Consider the following 1,190-nt stretch of genomic DNA (forward strand, 5'->3'; position numbering starts at 1 on the left):
ATTACCAAACGTGCCGTAAAGCCCCTGCCTTTTAGGCATGGGGATATAAGGCACACCTTATTCCCTCGTCAGTTAGGATATCATCTTGCAGTATATAGCGAATAGCTGTATAATGTTCCTATGGAATATAAGAGCAATAACAATGTGGTGTACTCCTGCAAATATCATGTGGTCTGGTGTCCAAAATATCGACGTAAAGTCTTGGCCAATGGTGTTGATGTACGGCTGAAAGCCCTTATAGAAGAAGTTTGTCATGAATACCGCATCGACATCATTGAGATGGAAATTATGTCAGACCATGTGCATTTGCTCGTGGAGGTAGACCCTCAATTTGGCATCCACAAGGCTGTGAAACGGATAAAGGGACGGACTTCTCGGATTTTGAGGCAGGAGTTTCCCTGGCTGACTACTCGGCTGCCGACACTCTGGACTAACTCGTATTTTGTTTCTACCGTGGGCGGTGCGCCTCTATCTGTCATCAAGCAGTACATCGAAAACCAGAAGAATGTGTAAAGCGGGGTAAGACAATGGAATACTCCTATAAATTCCGCTTATATCCGACCAATGCGCAGAGGAACCAAATAGCCCGCAACTTTGGCTGCTGCCGATATGTGTATAATCATTTTCTTGCGCAGAAGCAGGAGCAATACAAAGAGGCAGGGAAAGCCCCAACACGGTTCCAGCAGGACAAAGCGTTAACTACCATGAAGCAAGAACTGCCGTGGTTAAAAGAAGCCGATTCGACCTCGCTGCAAGCAGCCATCCAGGATTTGGACGCAGCCTTCCAAAATTTCTTTCGTCGTGTAAAGTGCGGTGAAAAGCCCGGCTATCCCCGGTTCAAGAGTAGAAAGGACCGCCGCCAATCCTACAAAAGTAAGTGTGTGGGCACGAACATCAAGGTGTTGGAAAAAGCGGTCCAACTGCCGAAGCTCGGCCTTGTGAAGTGCCGTGTCTCGAAAGAGGTCATGGGGCGTATTCTATCTGCCACCGTATCGCAGAGTCCCAGTGGGAAATACTTCGTTGCCCTCTGCTGTACCGATGTGGACATTGAGACTCTACCCAGCACCGGGGCCGTTGTTGGCCTCGATATGGGCCTTAAATCATTTGCAGTCACCTCCAATGGAGTAGAGTATCCAAACCACAAGTTTCTGACTAAGAGCATCCGTAAACTGGCTCGTCTCCAGCGCCAG

General features: G+C 48.5%; 2 protein-coding genes. Both read left to right on the plus strand.

Annotated elements, in window-relative coordinates:
• Positions 1-120 precede the first annotated feature (120 nt).
• On the plus strand, positions 121-513 hold the full coding sequence (tnpA, locus tag H6B51_RS17105; protein ID WP_204884794.1) for an IS200/IS605 family transposase: 393 nt from the start codon (positions 121-123) through the stop codon (positions 511-513).
• A gap of 14 nt (positions 514-527) precedes the next feature.
• A partial coding sequence (locus tag H6B51_RS17110; RefSeq protein WP_204884795.1) for an RNA-guided endonuclease TnpB family protein occupies positions 528-1,190 on the plus strand: 663 nt, incomplete at its 3' end.

The sequence above is a fragment of the Pseudoflavonifractor phocaeensis genome, assembly GCF_016901955.1.
GTDB classification, from domain to species: Bacteria; Bacillota; Clostridia; order Oscillospirales; family Oscillospiraceae; genus Flavonifractor; species Flavonifractor phocaeensis_A.